The organism is Nocardiopsis sp. TRM 82005 (assembly GCF_056312425.1).
The window spans coordinates 13,421-29,784 of record NZ_JBWDTQ010000009.1 but is presented as its reverse complement, the minus strand read 5'-3'; the positions used below and the strand labels follow the sequence as shown (position 1 = coordinate 29,784).

At 70.2% G+C, this 16,364-nt stretch carries 13 protein-coding genes; all 13 read left to right on the top strand.

What is annotated here, in order from left to right; all coding sequences use genetic code 11:
* Positions 1–24: 24 nt before the first annotated feature.
* The 13 genes from AC0T5L_RS06260 (at position 25) to mmsB (ending at position 16,337) form a co-directional block, all read left to right on the top strand.
* Positions 25–1,275 (top strand): deoxyguanosinetriphosphate triphosphohydrolase, encoded by a 1,251-nt coding sequence (locus AC0T5L_RS06260; protein ID WP_476164462.1) that lies wholly within the window; start codon positions 25–27, stop codon positions 1,273–1,275.
* A 145-nt stretch (positions 1,276–1,420) separates the two neighbouring features.
* On the top strand, positions 1,421–2,437 hold the full coding sequence (locus tag AC0T5L_RS06255; RefSeq protein ID WP_476164461.1) for a LacI family DNA-binding transcriptional regulator: 1,017 nt from the start codon (positions 1,421–1,423) through the stop codon (positions 2,435–2,437).
* 118 nt (positions 2,438–2,555) lie between these two features.
* Positions 2,556–4,232, top strand: coding sequence for a ribulokinase (gene araB / locus AC0T5L_RS06250; protein WP_476164460.1), 1,677 nt, complete (start codon positions 2,556–2,558; stop codon positions 4,230–4,232).
* A complete protein-coding gene (locus tag AC0T5L_RS06245) occupies positions 4,229–4,921 on the top strand; it encodes an L-ribulose-5-phosphate 4-epimerase (RefSeq protein WP_476164415.1) in 693 nt (230 codons plus the stop codon). Before araB ends, AC0T5L_RS06245 begins: the two co-directional genes overlap by 4 nt.
* A gap of 9 nt (positions 4,922–4,930) precedes the next feature.
* Complete coding sequence (locus AC0T5L_RS06240; protein WP_476164414.1) at positions 4,931–6,367, top strand: L-fucose/L-arabinose isomerase family protein; 1,437 nt, start codon at positions 4,931–4,933, stop codon at positions 6,365–6,367.
* A gap of 90 nt (positions 6,368–6,457) precedes the next feature.
* Positions 6,458–7,792, top strand: coding sequence for an extracellular solute-binding protein (locus tag AC0T5L_RS06235; RefSeq protein WP_476164413.1), 1,335 nt, complete (start codon positions 6,458–6,460; stop codon positions 7,790–7,792).
* An 11-nt stretch (positions 7,793–7,803) separates the two neighbouring features.
* Positions 7,804–8,751 (top strand): carbohydrate ABC transporter permease, encoded by a 948-nt coding sequence (locus AC0T5L_RS06230; protein WP_476164412.1) that lies wholly within the window; start codon positions 7,804–7,806, stop codon positions 8,749–8,751.
* Positions 8,752–8,753: 2 nt separating this feature from the next.
* Entirely contained in the window at positions 8,754–9,644 is an 891-nt protein-coding gene (locus AC0T5L_RS06225) for a carbohydrate ABC transporter permease (RefSeq protein WP_476164411.1), read from the top strand.
* A 57-nt stretch (positions 9,645–9,701) separates the two neighbouring features.
* The gene (locus tag AC0T5L_RS06220; RefSeq protein WP_476164410.1) at positions 9,702–10,763 is read left to right on the top strand and encodes an arabinan endo-1,5-alpha-L-arabinosidase; all 1,062 of its coding nucleotides are present in this window, start codon (positions 9,702–9,704) and stop codon (positions 10,761–10,763) included.
* Between the two features lie 76 nt (positions 10,764–10,839).
* Positions 10,840–12,363, top strand: a complete 1,524-nt coding sequence (gene arfA / locus AC0T5L_RS06215; RefSeq protein WP_476164409.1) for an arabinosylfuranosidase ArfA — start codon at positions 10,840–10,842, stop codon at positions 12,361–12,363.
* A 28-nt stretch (positions 12,364–12,391) separates the two neighbouring features.
* Positions 12,392–13,483 (top strand): multiple monosaccharide ABC transporter substrate-binding protein, encoded by a 1,092-nt coding sequence (gene chvE, locus AC0T5L_RS06210; protein WP_476164408.1) that lies wholly within the window; start codon positions 12,392–12,394, stop codon positions 13,481–13,483.
* A complete protein-coding gene (locus AC0T5L_RS06205; protein WP_476164407.1) occupies positions 13,480–15,060 on the top strand; it encodes an ATP-binding cassette domain-containing protein in 1,581 nt (526 codons plus the stop codon). The genes chvE and AC0T5L_RS06205 overlap by 4 nt, the downstream gene beginning before the upstream one ends.
* Positions 15,057–16,337 (top strand): multiple monosaccharide ABC transporter permease, encoded by a 1,281-nt coding sequence (gene mmsB, locus AC0T5L_RS06200; protein ID WP_476164406.1) that lies wholly within the window; start codon positions 15,057–15,059, stop codon positions 16,335–16,337. The genes AC0T5L_RS06205 and mmsB overlap by 4 nt, the downstream gene beginning before the upstream one ends.
* The last annotated feature ends 27 nt before the right edge of the window (positions 16,338–16,364 follow it).

The window sequence follows — 16,364 nt, the reverse complement described above, 5'->3', positions numbered from 1 at the left end:
GGGTCGCAAGCGATGACGAAAGCGATGACGGACAACCCCCGCGAGGGCGGAGCCCCCGGCTACACGGCGCAGGACACCGAGCGCGCGGCGCGCGAGGACCGTAAGAGCCGGGCCCGCGATCCCTTCGAGCGCGACCGCGCCCGGGTCCTGCACAGCTCGGCCCTGCGCCGCCTGGCCGCCAAGACCCAGGTGGTCCAGCCCGGCGTGAGCGACTTCCCGCGCACCCGCCTCACCCACTCCCTGGAGTGCGCCCAGATCGGCCGTGAACTCGGTCAGGCCCTGGGCTGTGACCCTGATCTGGTGGAGGCCGCCTGCCTCTCCCACGACCTCGGCCATCCGCCCTTCGGCCACAACGGCGAACGCGCCCTGGACGAGGCCGCCGCGGACTGTGGCGGGTTCGAGGGCAACGCCCAGAGCCTGCGCCTGCTCGTGCGCCTGGAGGGCAAGGTCATCGACCCGGACGGGCGCAGCGCCGGGCTCAACCTCACCCGCGCCACCCTCGACGCCACCGTCAAGTACCCCTGGCGCCGGGGGGAGGGCGGTCCCACCCACAAGTTCAACTGCTACCCCGACGACACCGGGGTGTTCACCTGGCTGCGCCAGGGCGCCCCCCGGGGCCTTACCTGCTTCGAGGCCCAGGTCATGGACTGGGCCGACGACGTCGCCTACTCCGTCCACGACGTTGAGGACGCCCTGTACGCCGGGTTGGTGAACCCCTCCGCCCTGCGCGGTGCCGCCGAGCGCGCCGAGATCGTTCGGATCGCCGCCGCCCACTACTGCGACGCCGAGGCCGCCGAACTCGACGAGGTGTTCACCGGACTGGTCGCCGACCCCGTCTGGCCCCGCGAGTTCACCGGCGACCTGTCCTCCCTCGCGGCCCTCAAGAACCTCACCAGCGAACTCATCGGCCGTTTCTGCCGTGCTGCCGAGGACGCCACCCGCGAGGCGTACGGTCCCGAGCGGCTCACCCGCTACGGCGCCGACCTCATCGTGCCCCGCCGCCCCCTGCTGGAGTGCGCCCTGCTCAAGGCGGTCGCCGCCCACTTCGTGCTCTCCCGCGAGGAGGCCCTGGCCTACCAGGCCGAGGAGCGGCGCCTGATCACCGAACTGGTCGAGGCCCTGTGGAAGAGCGCCCCCGAGGGTCTGGACCCGCAGTCCCGCGCCGCCCTCGCCGAGGCCGACGGTGACGCAGCCGCGCTGCGCGTGGTGATCGACCGGGTCGCCTCACTCACCGACACCTCCGCGACCTCCCTGCACGCCCGCTTGGTGGGCTGACACGGCACCAACCTCTCCCGTTGTGGGAAGAGGGGGTTGACTTCCTCCATGTGAGCGCTAACAATGTTGCGCACATCACAAGTGTTTCCCCCTGTGGTCCGGAGGTGTCGTTCAGGTGAATCCACCAGGTGGCCGTACCCCCGTCATGGCGGACGTGGCCCAGTTGGCCGGCGTCTCCCACCAGACGGTCTCCCGGGTCATCAACGGCCACCCCAACGTCCGCGAGGAGACGGTGCTCCGGGTGCGGCACGCGATCGACGAGCTCGGATACCACCGCAACTCCACCGCGCGCGCCCTGGTCACCCGCCGCACCAACGTGCTCGGCGTCATCGCCTTCGACACCACGCTCTTCGGTCCGGCCCAGACCCTGTCGGGGATCGAGCGCGCGGCGCGCGAAGCGGGCTACTTCCTGAGCATGGTCAGCCTCGACGACGTGTCGCCGGACGGGATCGTCGCGGCCGCCGAGTACCTGGTCCAGCAGTCGGTCGAGGGCTGCGTCGCGATAGCCCCCCAGCGCAGCCTGGTCGAGGCGCTGGCCGCGCTGCCCGGGCCGCATCCCCTGGTCGCGGTCGAGGGCGGTGAGGGCTCGGGGCTTCCCGTCGTCTGCGTCGACCAGGTCCAGGGCGCCCACGACGCCGTCCGGTACCTGCTGGAACTCGGTCACACGACCGTCCACCACATCGAGGGCGATCCCCTGTGGCTGGAATCGGAGGCCCGTGTGGTCGGTTGGCGCCGGGCGCTGGAGGAGGCCGGTCTGCCGGTCCCCGAACCGCTCCAGGGCGACTGGAGCCCCCGGTCGGGCTACGAGCTGGGGCGCTCACTGGTGGACAGACGGGCCTCGGGGGAGCGCGTCACGGCGATCTTCGTGGGCAACGACCAGATGGCCATAGGGGTGCTGCGCGCCCTGCACGAGGCGGGGTTGAACGTGCCCGGGGACATCAGCGTGGTCGGCTTCGACGACGTGCCCGAGGCGGAGTTCCTCACCCCCTCCCTGACCACCGTCTTCCAGGACTTCGCCCAGGTGGGCAAGGAGAGCCTGGCACTGCTGCTCGGCGAGATCGGAACCGAGCGGAACGGCTCGGCGGGCACCTCCGAGGCCGCACGCAGGGTCGTTCCGGCACGGTTGCGTGTTCGGGGCAGCAGCGGCCCTCCGCCCCCGTGACCCCCTGACCCCCCATCCGCCCCCCACCCCGTCCCCACGTCCCCCGCCCGCCCCCTCGTGGAAGGACTCTCTCTTGGACCAGAATGTGAGCGCTAACATTTCATCTCTGTCCGACTCGGTGGTCATCGGAGTCGACTTCGGAACCCTCTCAGGCCGCGCCGTCGTGGTCCGGGCCGGTGACGGCGCCGAACTCGGCTCCGCGGCCCACACCTACCGGCACGGCGTCATCACGGCCCACCTGCCCGAATCCGGCGACCCCCTGGAGCCGGAGACCGCGCTCCAGCACCCCGAGGACTACCGCGAGGTCCTGCGCACCGCCGTCCCCGAGGCACTGCGGATCTCTGGCTCCTCCCCCGAGCAGGTCATCGGTATCGGCACCGACTTCACCGCGTGCACGGTCATGCCGGTGACTGAGAACGGCACCCCCCTGTGCGAGCTTCCCGACCTGGCCGCGCGCCCGCACGCCTGGCCCAAACTGTGGCGCCACCACGCCTCCCAGCCCGAGGCCGACGAGATCAACGCCCTGGCCGCCGAGCGCGGGGAGAAGTGGCTGGCTCGCTACGGAGGAAAGATCTCCTCCGAGTGGGAGTTCGCCAAGGCCCTACAGGTCCTGCGCGACGACCCCGGCGTGTACGAGCGCACCGACCGCTGGATCGAGGGCGCCGACTGGATCGTGTGGCAGCTGTGCGGCACCGAGACCCGCAACATCGCCACCGCCGGGTACAAGGGCATCCACCAGGACGGCGCATGGCCCTCGACGGACTTCCTGGCCGCGCTCGACCCCCGCTTCGCCGGCTTCGCGCAGGACAAGCTCGCCCACCCCCTGTCCCAGCTCGGTGAACGCGCGGGCTCCCTCACCGCCGAGGCCGCGAGCTGGACCGGCCTGCCCGAGGGCGTCCCCGTCGCCGTCGGCAACATCGACGCACACGTCACCGCCGCCACCGCCCAGACCACCGGCCCCGGGCGGATGCTCGCCATCATGGGCACCAGTACCTGCCACGTCATGAACTCCGACGTCCTGGCAGAGGTCCCCGGCATGTGCGGCCTGGCCTATGGCGGCATCACCCCCGGGACGTGGGGATACGAGGCGGGACAGAGCGGCGTCGGCGACATCTTCGGCTGGTTCGCCGACTCCTACGCGCCCCCCGACTACCACGACGAGGCCCGCGAGCGCGGTCTGACCCTCCATGAACTGCTCTCCGCCAAGGCCGCCGAGGCGGCGGTGGGCGAGCACGGCCTCGTCGCCCTGGACTGGCACAGCGGTAACCGCTCTGTCCTGGTCGACCACGACCTGTCCGGCGTGCTCGTCGGCATGACCCTGGCCACCAGGCCCGAGGAGGTCTACCGGGCCCTGGTCGAGGCCACCGCCTTCGGTACCCGCACCATCATCGAGGCCTTCGCTGCCTCCGGTGTGCCGGTGGAGGACCTCACCGTCGGCGGCGGCATGGTCCGCAACCCCTTCGTCCTCCAGGTCTACGCCGACGTGCTCGACCGGCCCCTGCGGATCGTGGCCTCCGAACACGGCTGCGCGGTCGGGTCCGCCATCCACGCCGCCGTCGCCGCGGGCGCCTATCCCGACATCCACGCCGCCTCGGCCGCCATGGGCCGGGTCCGTGAGGAGACCGTCCACCCCGACCCCGCGAGGACCGCGGCGTACGACGAGCTCTACGCGGTCTACACCGAACTCCACGACCACTTCGGCCGGGGCGGCAGCCGGAGCCTGTACCGCCTGCGATCCCTGCGCAACTCCGTCCTGACAAGCACCCAGAGCGGTACCGAGAAGGGAGACCGATGACCACCCACGCCCCCCAGGCAGTCCCCGAACGGCATCGCGGGGAGGTGGAGCGCCTGCGCGCCCAGGTGTGCGACCTGCACGCCGAGCTTCCCCGATGGAACCTGGTCACCTGGACCAGCGGCAACGTCTCCGCCCGCGTGCCCGGCGCCGACCTGATGGTGATCAAGCCCAGCGGTGTCTCCTACGACGACCTCTCCCCGGAGGACATGGTCGTCTGCGACCTGGACGGCCGGGTCGTCGAGGGGCGCCACAAGCCCTCCAGCGACACCGACGCCCACGCCCACGTCTACCGCGCCCGTCCCGACGTCGGCGGTGTCGCGCACACGCACAGCCCCTACGCCACGGCATGGGCCGCGCGCGGCGAGGCCATCCCCTGTGCCATCACCGCGATGGCCGACGAGTTCGGCGGTGACATCCCCGTCGGCCCGTTCGCCCTCATCGGCGGCGACGACATCGGCAGGGGAGTGGTCGCCACCCTCGACGGCCACCGGTCACCTGCCGTCCTCATGCGCGGACACGGCGTCTTCACCGTCGGCGGAAGCGCCAAGGCCGCGGTCAAGGCCGCGGTGATGTGCGAGGACGTCGCCCACACAGTCCACATCGCCCGCCAGGGCGGCCCCCTCCAGCGCCTTCCCCAGGAGCACATCGACGCACTCCACGACCGCTACCAGAACGTCTACGGCCAGTAAGGAAGCACAGTGCCCGTACCCACACCCCCGGCCACCGAGCATCCGCCCGTACAGCCCCGCAAACCACGCATCGGGCTGCTCGGCATCATGCAGCCGCTCTACGACGACATGATCCCCGGCATCACCGAGCACCAGGCGGCCTACGCCTCCCGGGTCGCCGAGAAGCTCTCCGGCGTCGCCGAGTGGACCGTCAGCCCGCCGGTACGCGGCCGCGCCGACGCCGAGAGGGCGATGCGCGGCTTCGAGGCCGACGACCTCGACGGGGTCCTCGTCGTCATGCTCACCTACGGCCCCTCCCTGCGCGTCACCCGGATGTTCAGCCAGATGCGGCTGCCCGTCGCGCTGGCCAACATCCAACCCGACCCCGCGGTCAGCCCGTCCTGGGACATGGACGACATGACCTACAACCAGGGCATCCACGGAGCCCAGGACACCGCCAACGCCATGGTGCGCGCCGGCCTGTCCTTCGACGTCATCACCGGCGAGTGGCAGAGCCCGGAGTTCGCCGAGCGCGTGGACCGCTGGGCCCGGGCGGCCCGCGCGGTCACCGCGCTGCGTACGCTCCGGGTCGGCGTGTTCGGTTACCCGATGAACGGCATGGGCGACGCCCGGGTGGACGAGGGCGCCCTGATGCGCAAGCTCGGACCCGAGGTCCACGTCATCGCTCCGGGCGCCCTGCACCGGACGATGGCCGACCTGCCGGAGGAGACGGTCCGCGCCCTCATGGACTGGGAGGACGCGGCCCTGGAGGTGGACGGACGCCTGTCCAAGGAGGAGCGCGTCGACCACGCCCGCATGCAGCTGGGCATCGAACGGCTACTGGAGGAGGCGGGGTGCGGCGCCTACTCCACCCACTTCGACGCGATCGGGGAGGACGGCCGCTTCGCCCGACTGCCGATGGCCGCCGCCTCCACCCTGATGGCCAAGGGGTACGGGTTCGCGGGAGAGGGCGATGTCATGGCCGCCTCGGCCGTCTACGCGGGCCACCAGCTCGCCGGAGACGGCCACTTCACCGAGATGTACGCGATGGACTTCCCCAGCGACTCCATCCTCATGAGCCACATGGGCGAGGGAAACTGGCGGGTCGCGCGTGAGGACGAACCCGTCCGGCTCATCAAGCGTCCACTGGGCATCGGCGGCCTGGACGACCCGCCCACCATCGTGTTCCGCTACCGGCCCGGACCGGCCACGCTCGCCTCCCTGGTCGCCCTCGGAGGAGAGGAGTTCCGGCTGGTCGTGGCCGAGGGCGAGGTCGTCGACGCACCCGAGCTGCCGTCCCTGGAGATGCCCTACGGGCAGTTCCACCCCGAGACGGGCGTGCGGGGGTGCATGGACGCCTGGCTCCGCGCGGGCGGCACCCACCACATGGTCATGAACACCGGCGCCCGCGCCGAGGACTGGCGAGTCCTGTGCGAGCTCTCCGGCATCGAGTACGTCCGGGTCTGACCCGAAGCACCAGGCGCCCCGGCGCACTGCTACCCCCCACCGAAGGGCTCCGGGGAGCCCTTCACCCCCCATCAGCGCAAGGAGAACACCATGCGCGACGCTTCACCGGCATCACACGCACCGACCCCACCGCCGGTCCCCTCCGGTCCGGGCCGGAGGGCCTTCGTCACCGGTGCACTGACCGTGGCGGGACTGGCCGCCACGGGCTGCGCCCCGCCCGACGCCCTCATCAGCGGACGCACCAGGCTGCGCCAGTGGAACCTGTTCGCGGGTGGCGACGGCACGCGGATGATCGAGATGCACGACGCCTACCAGGCCGAGCACCCCAATACGGACTTTCGCGCGACCACCTTCACCTGGGGCGCGCCGTTCTACACCAAGGTGGCCATGGGCGCGGCCGGGGGCCGGGGCGCTGACATCGCCACAGTGCACGTGTCCCGGCTGGAGAGCCTGGCACCCGGGCGGCTGCTGGACCCGATCGACCCGGCGATGCTGGCCGAGGCGGGCATCGACGACACCGTGGTACTGCCCAACATCTGGGAGAAGTGCTTCTTCGACGGCCAGCTGTACGCCATCCCCCTCGACACCCACGTGCTGATCCAGTACTACCACCTGGACGTGTGCCGCCAGGCGGGCCTGCTGGACGCCGACGACCGGCTCGTGGAGGTCTCCGGGATGGACGGCTACTTCGACATGCTCCGCGAGATCCAGGCCGTCACCGGAAACTACGGCGTGTCCATCGACACCTGGGGCCCCTGGTCCAACTTCTGGGCGCTCTACCGCCAGCAGGACGGCGAACTCGTCCTCGGCGAGGACGACTACGAGATGGACGACGACAAGGCCCTGGCCGCGATGGAGGTGCTCTACCGGCTCTCCGAGGAGGGGCTGGCTCCCCGCCACTCCAGGGACGCCGACACCGCCGCCAACCTGGCCAACGGCCAGGCCGGGCTGATGATCCACGGCAACTGGGAGATCCCCACGCTGGAGGCCACCGGGGTCGGGTTCTCCGCCACGCAGTTCCCGGCCGTGTTCGGCAACCACCGCACTCGCGGCGACTCCCACTGCTACGTGTTCCCGCACCAGCGCGACCGCGACCCCGAGCGCACCCGGGCCGCCGTCGAGTACGCCGCGTGGATGCTGCGCAACAGCCTCACATGGGCGAGGGGCGGGCACATCCCCGCCTACCAGCCGGTCGTGGAGAGCACCGAGTACGACGAGCTGCATCCTCAGGCCGAGTACCGCGAGGCCGCCGAGAACGTCCAGTTCGAGCCGCAGGCCTGGTTCAGCGGCTCGGCGGGGCGCCTCCAGGAGGAGGCCACCGGCGCGCTGACCACCCTGCACCAGGGCACCCAGACCCCGGAGCAGGCGCTCGCACAGCTCAAACGGACCATCCGCGATCTGCTGACCGTGCCGTCACCGGTGTAGGGAGCCCCACCATGACCAGCCAGACCCGCGCTCCCGCGCCGCGCACGTCCCCCGGCGCCTCCCCGAGCGCAGCCCGCGGCCTCGTCGACGTGCGCCGCGGACGGACCACGTGGACCGGCCTGTGGTTCGTCCTGCCCTTCCTCGCCTTCTACGCCCTCTTCCTGCTGTGGCCCGCCGTCGTCGGCTTCGGTTACGCCTTCACCGACCGCAGTCTGGCCGGCGGCCCGATCTCCTTCGTCGGCGCGGACAACTGGCGGGAGAGCCTGACCGACCCCGCCCTGTACGACTCCCTGTGGAACACGCTGTGGTTCACGGTCCTGAGCGTGCCCATAATGGTCCTGCTCGCGCTCGTCCTGGCCCTGCTGACCGATCACGCCCGCCGGCTCGGGTGGTTCCTGAGGCTGTCGTTCTTCGCGCCGTTCGTACTTCCCGTCGCGGTGATGACCCTCATCTGGAGCTGGATGTACAACCCGAGCCTGGGCCTGTTCAACGGCACCCTGGCCCGGTTCGGCATCCAGGGACCCGAATGGCTCTTCAGCGAGGACACGGCGATGTTCTCCGTGGTCATCGCCACCGCCTGGTGGCAGGTCGGCTTCAACTACCTGCTGTACCTGGCCGCCATGCAGGCCATCCCCAAGGACGTCTACGAGGCGGCGTCCATCGACGGGGCGGGAGCCTGGCAGCGCATCGGCCGGATCACCCTGCCGCTGCTGGCGCGTACCACCGCGCTCATCACCGTCCTCCAGCTCATCGGGTCCCTGCGTGTGTTCGAGCAGATTTACCTGATGACCATGGGCGGCCCGAACTTCGCCACCCGCACCGTCATCCAGTACATCTACGACTCCGGGTTCGTGGGGCTGCGCGTGGGCCTGGCCTCGTCCATGGCCTACATCTTCATGGTCCTGATCATCGCCGCGTCCATCGCCCAGTTCCGCCTGTTCTCCCGGAAGGAGGCCTGACCATGGTCACCTCCGCATCCCGGCCCACCGCGCCGGCCGCGGCGTCCGCACCCGCGCGTCCCCTCCGGCGACGTCGCGTCACGGTGGGCTCCACCGCCCTGTACACGGTCGCCGTCCTGGCCGCCCTGCTCTGGCTCGTCCCACTGCTGTGGGCCTTCGCCACCTCGGTCAAACCCGCGGGCGAGACGACCGTCATGCCGCCCGTCTGGTTCACCCCCAACGCCACCTTCGAGGCCTACGCGCAGGTCCTGGGGCGCGGGGACATCATCCGGTGGACCATGAACTCGCTGGTCACCACCTCGATCGTCACCGTGCTCACCCTGGTGGTGTGCGTGCTGGCCGCCTACGGCTTCTCCCGGTTCGACTTCAGGGGCCGTCCCTGGCTGTTCGCACTGGTCATCGGCGGCATCCTCATCCCGCCGCAGACCCTGATCGTGCCGCAGTTCGTCCTGATGACCCAGCTCGGTCTGGTGGACACCTACTGGGGGATCGCGCTCCCGCAGGTGGTCGCCCCGGTCTTCGTGTTCATCCTCAAGCGGTTCTTCGACGCCATCCCGCGCGACTACGAGGACGCGGCCAGGATCGACGGCGCCGGGCCCCTGCGCGTGCTGTGGAGCGTCATTCTGCCGTTGTCCCGGCCCATTCTCACCGCCGTCGGTATTTTCACCTTTATCGGCGCCTGGAACAATTTCCTGTGGCCGTTCATCGTGACCAACGATCCGGAAATGATGACCCTCCCCGTCGGACTGGGCACCGTCATGGGGCAGTACGGAATCCAGTACGCCCAGGTCATGGCCTCCGCCGTGCTGGGCGCCATCCCCCTGCTCATCGTCTTCCTGCTGTTCCAACGGCACATCGTCACGGGTGTGGCGGGTGCCGGAATCAAGGGCTGAACCGCTCCCACGACCTTCGCTGAACCGCTCCCACGACCCCCCCCAGGAGCCACTCCCATGCGACGACAACCCCTCATCCGGATCGCGGCGGTCCTGGTCGCCGCGGCGCTGACCACCGCCCTGTCCGCCCCGGCCTCCGCGGCGCACGCCGACTGGGACGTGCCCCCCAACAACCCCGGCCTGCCGGTCCTCGGATACCAGCCCGACGACATCCATCCCTTCGCCGGAGGCCTCCGCGTCCACGACCCGGGCCTGTACCGGGGCGGCGACGGTGAGGACTGGTACGTCTTCGGCACCGGCAACGCCGAGATCGGCGACGGCAACATCCAGATCCGCAGCTCCCCGAACGGACGCCACTGGACCCACACCGGCACCGTCTGGGACACCAAGCCCGCCTGGCTCGCGGAGGCGGTCCCCGGCGTGGAGACCCTCTGGGCACCTGAGATCCTCCACACCGACGGCACCTACCGCCTGTACTACGCGGCGTCCACGTTCGGCTCGAACCGCTCGGTCATCGCCCTGGCCACCAACACCACCCTGGACCCCGACGACCCCGGCTACGAGTGGGTCGACCAGGGCCCGGTGTTCGAGTCCTTCGAGGGCGACCCCTACAACGCCATCGACCCCGGGATCGTCGCCGACGCCGGGGGCCGCCACTGGATGACCTTCGGATCCTTCTGGTCCGGCGTCCACATGGTCGAACTCGAACCGTCCAGCGGCAAGGTCGCCGACGGCGCCCGGACCGTGCACCTGGCCGACCGCCAGGAGCCGCCCAACGCCGTCGAGGCGCCCCACATCGTGCACCGCGACGGCTACTACTACCTCTTCGTCTCCTTCGACCACTGCTGCCGCGTCGGCAGCGACTACAAGATCGCCGTCGGCCGGTCCGCCGACGTCACCGGACCGTACGTCGACGCCGACGGCGTCCCGATGCTCCAGGGCGGCGGCACCGTGATCGTCGCCGACCAGGGCACCATCACCGGCTCGGGCGGTCAGTCCGTCTCCGGAGGACTGCTCGCCTACACCTACTACGACACCGACCTGGGCCCGGACTTCGACTTCCGGATGGCGATCCGTCGACTGCACTGGACCGCCGACGGCTGGCCCCACGTGAGATAGGGCCGGCACCAGACCACGCCACGCAAGGACCCGGCCCGCTCAGGGGCCGGGCCCGTCCACCCCACTGAGGAGTCCCATGCTCAACGCCTCGCTCCGCGTCGACGCGGCCACCCCCCTCGCCCCGGTCCACCGCCGCACGTTCGGCTCCTTCGTCGAACACATGGGGCGCTGCGTCTACACCGGCATCTACGAGCCCGAACACCCCACCGCCGACGCCGACGGATTCCGGGGAGACGTCGCCGAACTGGTCCGTGAACTGGGCGTGACGACCGTGCGCTACCCCGGCGGCAACTTCGTCTCCGGGTATCGCTGGGAGGACGGGATCGGCCCCAAGGACCAGCGGCCGGTCCGCCGCGACCTGGCCTGGCACAGCATCGAGACCAACCAGTTCGGGCTCAACGAGTTCGCGACCTGGTGCCAGCGCCTGGGCATCGAACCGATGATGGCGGCCAACCTCGGCACCCGTGGGCTCCAGGAGGCCCTGGACCTGCTGGAGTACGCCAACCACCCCAGCGGCACCCACCTGTCGGACCTGCGCGCGGCCCACGGCCATCCCGAACCCCACAACATCCGCATGTGGTGCCTGGGAAACGAGATGGACGGCCCCTGGCAGATCGGCCACCTCGACGCCCGCTCCTACGGGCGCAAGGCCGCCCAGACGGCCCGAGCCATGAAGATGGCCGACCGCGACCTGGAACTGGTCGTATGCGGCAGCTCCGGATCGGCCATGCCCACCTTCGGCGAGTGGGAGGCCACCGTCCTGGAGGAGACCTACGACGCCGTCGACCACATCTCGCTGCACGCCTACTACGAGGAGCACGACGGCGACCTGGCCAGCTTCCTCGGCGCGGTCACGGACATGGACCACTTCATCGACTCGGTGGTCGCCACCGCCGACGCCGTCGGCGCCAGGCTCCGTGACCCCAAGCGCATCCAGCTGTCCTTCGACGAGTGGAACGTGTGGTACCTGAGCCGCCACCAGGAGCAGGCCGCCGTGCAGCCCACCGACGACTGGCAGGTCGCGCCCCGCGTCATCGAGGACCGGTACAACGTGGCCGACGCCGTCGTGGTCGGCAACATGCTCATCAGCCTGCTCCGGCACAGCGACCGGGTCACCGCAGCCAGCCAGGCCCAGCTCGCCAACGTCATCGCGCCGATCATGACCGAGCCGGGCGGTCCCGCCTGGCGCCAGACCATCTTCCACCCCTTCGCCCTCACCGCGGCCTCCGCCTCCGGCCACGTGCTGCGGACGGAGGTCGACGCCCCCGTCCAGGACACCGCCAAGTACGGCGAGGTCCCCGTCGTCGACACCGTCATCACCCGTGACGAGGAGACCGGCGAGGCCGCGCTGTTCGCCGTCAACCGCTCCGTCGACCAGCCGCTCACCCTGGAGGCCGACCTGCGCGGCCTCGACCCGACCGGTGTGGCCCGGGCACTCACCCTCGCCGACGACGACGTGTACGCCGCCAACACCATGAACGACCCCGACCGGGTCGTCCCCAAGGACAACAAGTCCGCCCAGTTGGAGGCGGGACGGCTCACCGTGACCCTGCCCCCGGTCTCCTGGACCGTCCTCACCCTGACCACCGGTGGCCGCTGAGCCGACCCGGAAGAGAAAGGACACGCACATGCGACACCACTACCGGAAGGCGGCCGCCCCGGCACTGCTCGGGACGAGCCTGCTGCTCACCGCCTGCGGCGGCGTCGGCGACGCCGCCCAGTCCTCCGGGGAGGCGGGCACCATCGGTATCGCCATGCCCACCCAGTCCTCGGAGCGCTGGATCAACGACGGCGACAACATGGTCACCGAGTTCGAGGAGCGCGGCTTTGGCACCGACCTCCAGTTCGCCGAGGACGTCGTGGAGGACCAGGTCGCCCAGATCGAGAACATGATCACCCGGGGCGCCGACGTCCTGGTCATCGCCTCCATCGACGGCGAGGCCCTCGGCGACGTGCTCGACATGGCCGCCTCCAGCGACATCCCGGTCATCGCCTACGACCGCCTCATCCGCGGCAGCGAGAACGTCGACTACTACGCCACCTTCGACAACTTCCAGGTGGGCGTTCTCCAGGGCGAGTACATCGTGGACTCCCTCGACCTGGAAAGCGGCGACGGGCCGTTCAACATCGAGGTGTTCGGCGGATCGCCCGACGACAACAACGCCTACTTCTTCAACGACGGGGCGATGTCGGTGCTCCAGCCCCACATCGACGACGGAACCCTCGAGGTCCGCAGCGACCAGACCTCCATGGAGCAGATCGCCACCCAGCGCTGGTCCGGATCCCTCGCCCAGGACCGCATGGACAACCTGCTCAGCGCCCACTACTCCGACGAGGACGTGCACGCGGTCCTGTCGCCCTACGACGGCATCAGCCTCGGCGTGGTCGAGTCCCTGCGCGCGGTCGGCTACGGCACCGAGGAAAAGCCGTTGCCCGTCATCACCGGCCAGGACGCCGAAGCCGCTTCGATCAAGTCGATCATCGCCGGGGAGCAGACACAGACCGTCTTCAAGGACACCCGGGCCCTGGCGACCCAGACGGTCGACATGGTCGAGGCGCTGTTGGCGGACGAGGAGGTTCCGGTCAACGACACCGAGAGCTACGACAACGGGATCAAGATCGTCCCCTCCTACCTGCTCGACCCCGTCTCGGTCGACGTCGACAACTACCACGAGGTCCTGATCGGCAGCGGTTACTACGAGGAGTCTGAACTCGAATGAGACAGGAGGAGAGGCGGCCCGCCTCCCGGGGCGGGCCGCTCCTTTCGATGCGCGACATCCGCAAGGACTTCCCCGGGGTGCGGGCTCTGGACGGGGTGTCGCTGAGCGTCGGACACGGTCGTGTCCACGCACTGATGGGAGAGAACGGCGCCGGCAAGTCCACGCTGATGAAGGTGCTCAGCGGGGTCCACCCGGCGGGCTCCTACACCGGTGAGATCCTCGTCGACGGCGAACCCAGCGCCTTCTCCGGGGTCGCCGACAGTGAACGCGCCGGGATCGCCATCATCCACCAGGAACTGGCCCTCATCCCGCAGCTGTCGATCAGCGAGAACATCTTCCTCGGTCACGAACAGGCCCGGTACGGCGTCGTCGACTGGGGCGCCACACACGCCCGTGCCCGCGAACTCCTGCGCAGGGTGGGGCTGGAGGAGAACCCGGCCACGCTCGTCTCGGCCCTGAGCGTGGGTGCGAGACAGCTCGTGGAGATCGCCAAGGCCCTGGCCAAACGGGTACGGCTGCTCATCCTGGACGAGCCGACCTCGGCGCTGAACGAGGTGGAGAGCACCCGGCTGCTCGAACTGCTCCTGGACCTGCGGGACCAGGGCGTGACGTGCATCCTCATCTCGCACAAGCTCGGCGAGGTGATGCGCGTCTGCGACGAGATCACCATCCTGCGGGACGGCCGCGCCATCGAGACCCTCGCCGTGGAGCGCGACGCCGACGGGACCCCCTCCATCGACGAGGACCGCATCATCCGCGGGATGGTCGGCCGTGAACTGGACCAGCGCCACCCCGAGCGGACCGGTGAGATCGGCGAGGTGCGCTTCGAGGTACGCGACTGGACGGTGGACCACCCGGACCAGGCCGGACGGCGCGTGGTGGACGGGGCCCACCTCACCCTGCGCGCCGGGGAGGTCGTGGGTATGGCGGGACTCATGGGCGCCGGGCGCACCGAGTTCGCGATGAGCCTCTTCGGCCGCTCCTACGGGCGCTACGTCCGCGGCAGCCTGTTCAAGGACGGTGCCGAGCTGGCGACCGGGAGCGTCACCGAGGCCGTCCGGGGCGGGATCGCCTACGTACCCGAGGACCGAAAGACACTCGGCCTGGTGCTCGACGACGACATCCGCCACAACACCACGCTGGCGGCACTGGGCCGTGTGTCCTCGCGCGGGGTCCTCGACACGGGCCTCGAAGCCGTGGAGGCCGCGCGGATGAGCGAGCGCATGCGGGTCAGGAGCCACGGCACCACCCAGACCGCGCGCACCCTGAGCGGGGGCAACCAGCAGAAGGTCGTGCTCGGCAAGTGGATGTTCACCCGGCCCGAACTACTGATCCTCGATGAACCCACCCGGGGCATCGACGTCGGCGCCAAGTACGAGATCTACCTGATCGTGCGCCAGCTCGCCGCCGAGGGCGCCTGCGTACTGCTGATCTCCTCCGAGCTCCCCGAGATCCTCGGCATGTGCGATCGGGTCTACACGATGTGCGAAGGGCGCATCACCGGCGAGGTCCCCGGTGAGGGGGCCGACCAGGAAACCCTCATGAGACTGATGACGCGAACCGGGGGACACCCGTGAAAGATCCCACCACCTCCCGCCTCTCACGGCTCGGCGGCGCGCTGATGCGTGGAAACTCCCGCCAGTACGGCATGGCCATCGCCCTGGTGGCCATCATCGTGCTGTTCCAGGTCCTCACCGGAGGGCTGCTCCTCACACCGCTCAACGTCACCAACCTGATCATGCAGAACTCCTACATCCTGATCCTGGCGATCGGGATGATGCTGGTCATCGTCACCGGACACATCGACCTGTCGGTCGGCTCGGTGGTGGCGTTCACCGGCGCGGTGTCGGCGATCATGCTCACCTCGTGGGGGCTGCCGACAGTCGTGGTCGTGCCCCTCGCCCTGCTCCTCGGCGCGCTCATCGGCGCCTGGCAGGGCTTCTGGGTCGCCTACGTGCGTGTCCCCGCGTTCATCGTCACCCTCGCCGGGATGCTCGTCTTCCGCGGTGCGACCCTGGCGGTCCTGGGCGGCGAGTCCGTCGCCCCGCTTCCCCAGGCCCTGCGCGACATCGCCAGCGGCTTCCTGCCGGGACGGGGCGGTGACGGCCCGCACGTGCTGACCCTGCTGCTGGGCGTAGCCGGGGCCGCCTCGATCGTGTGGATCCAGTGGCGCTCACGGGCCCGCTCCCGCAGGTACGGGCTGCCGGTCCCGCCCACCGCGGTCACCGCCGCCGCCTCGGCCGTCACCGTCGCGGTCGTCCTGGCGTTCGCCTACGTGCTGGCCGACTACAACGGGTTGCCCATCGTGGGCGTGCTGCTCGTCGCGCTCATCGCGGGGTATTCGTTCGTGATGCGCTCCACGACCATGGGCAGGCGCGTCTACGCCGTCGGCGGCAGTGAACAGGCCGCGGCGCTGTCCGGGATCAGGACCCAGCGCACCACGTTCTGGGTGTTCGTCAACATGGGCGTGCTCTCGTCCCTGGCCGGAGTCGTCTTCACGGCACGGCTCAACGCGGCCACGCCCGGCGCCGGGACCATGTTCGAGCTCGACGCGATCGCGGCGGCCTTCATCGGCGGCGCGTCCGCCGCCGGGGGAGTGGGCACCGTCGTCGGAGCCGTCATCGGCGCACTGGTCATGGGCGTCCTGAACAACGGCATGTCGCTGATCGGGCTGGGCGTGGACTGGCAGCAGCTCATCAAGGGACTGGTGCTGCTGCTCGCTGTGGCCTTCGACATCTACAACAAGCGCCGCGCCAACACCAGGCCCGTGTCCTCACCAGCCTTCGGCCCGCGCCGGGACGGGGCCGGCAGCGGATCGCCGCCCCTCACGGGCAGTGCCCGGGCGACCCCCTGACCACCGCTTCCGGCCGCCCCGGCCCTG

Excerpts from the sequence above, each read along its gene's own strand:
- arfA (WP_476164409.1), top strand. The coding sequence starts at position 10,840 with ATGCTCAACGCCTCGCTCCGCGTCGACGCGGCCACCCCCCTCGCCCCG.
- chvE (WP_476164408.1), top strand. The coding sequence starts at position 12,392 with ATGCGACACCACTACCGGAAGGCGGCCGCCCCGGCACTGCTCGGGACG.
- AC0T5L_RS06245 (WP_476164415.1), top strand. The coding sequence starts at position 4,229 with ATGACCACCCACGCCCCCCAGGCAGTCCCCGAACGGCATCGCGGGGAG.
- AC0T5L_RS06235 (WP_476164413.1), top strand. The coding sequence starts at position 6,458 with ATGCGCGACGCTTCACCGGCATCACACGCACCGACCCCACCGCCGGTC.
- AC0T5L_RS06230 (WP_476164412.1), top strand. The coding sequence starts at position 7,804 with ATGACCAGCCAGACCCGCGCTCCCGCGCCGCGCACGTCCCCCGGCGCC.
- AC0T5L_RS06260 (WP_476164462.1), top strand. The coding sequence starts at position 25 with ATGACGGACAACCCCCGCGAGGGCGGAGCCCCCGGCTACACGGCGCAG.
- AC0T5L_RS06205 (WP_476164407.1), top strand. The coding sequence starts at position 13,480 with ATGAGACAGGAGGAGAGGCGGCCCGCCTCCCGGGGCGGGCCGCTCCTT.
- AC0T5L_RS06225 (WP_476164411.1), top strand. The coding sequence starts at position 8,754 with ATGGTCACCTCCGCATCCCGGCCCACCGCGCCGGCCGCGGCGTCCGCA.
- AC0T5L_RS06220 (WP_476164410.1), top strand. The coding sequence starts at position 9,702 with ATGCGACGACAACCCCTCATCCGGATCGCGGCGGTCCTGGTCGCCGCG.
- AC0T5L_RS06255 (WP_476164461.1), top strand. The coding sequence starts at position 1,421 with ATGGCGGACGTGGCCCAGTTGGCCGGCGTCTCCCACCAGACGGTCTCC.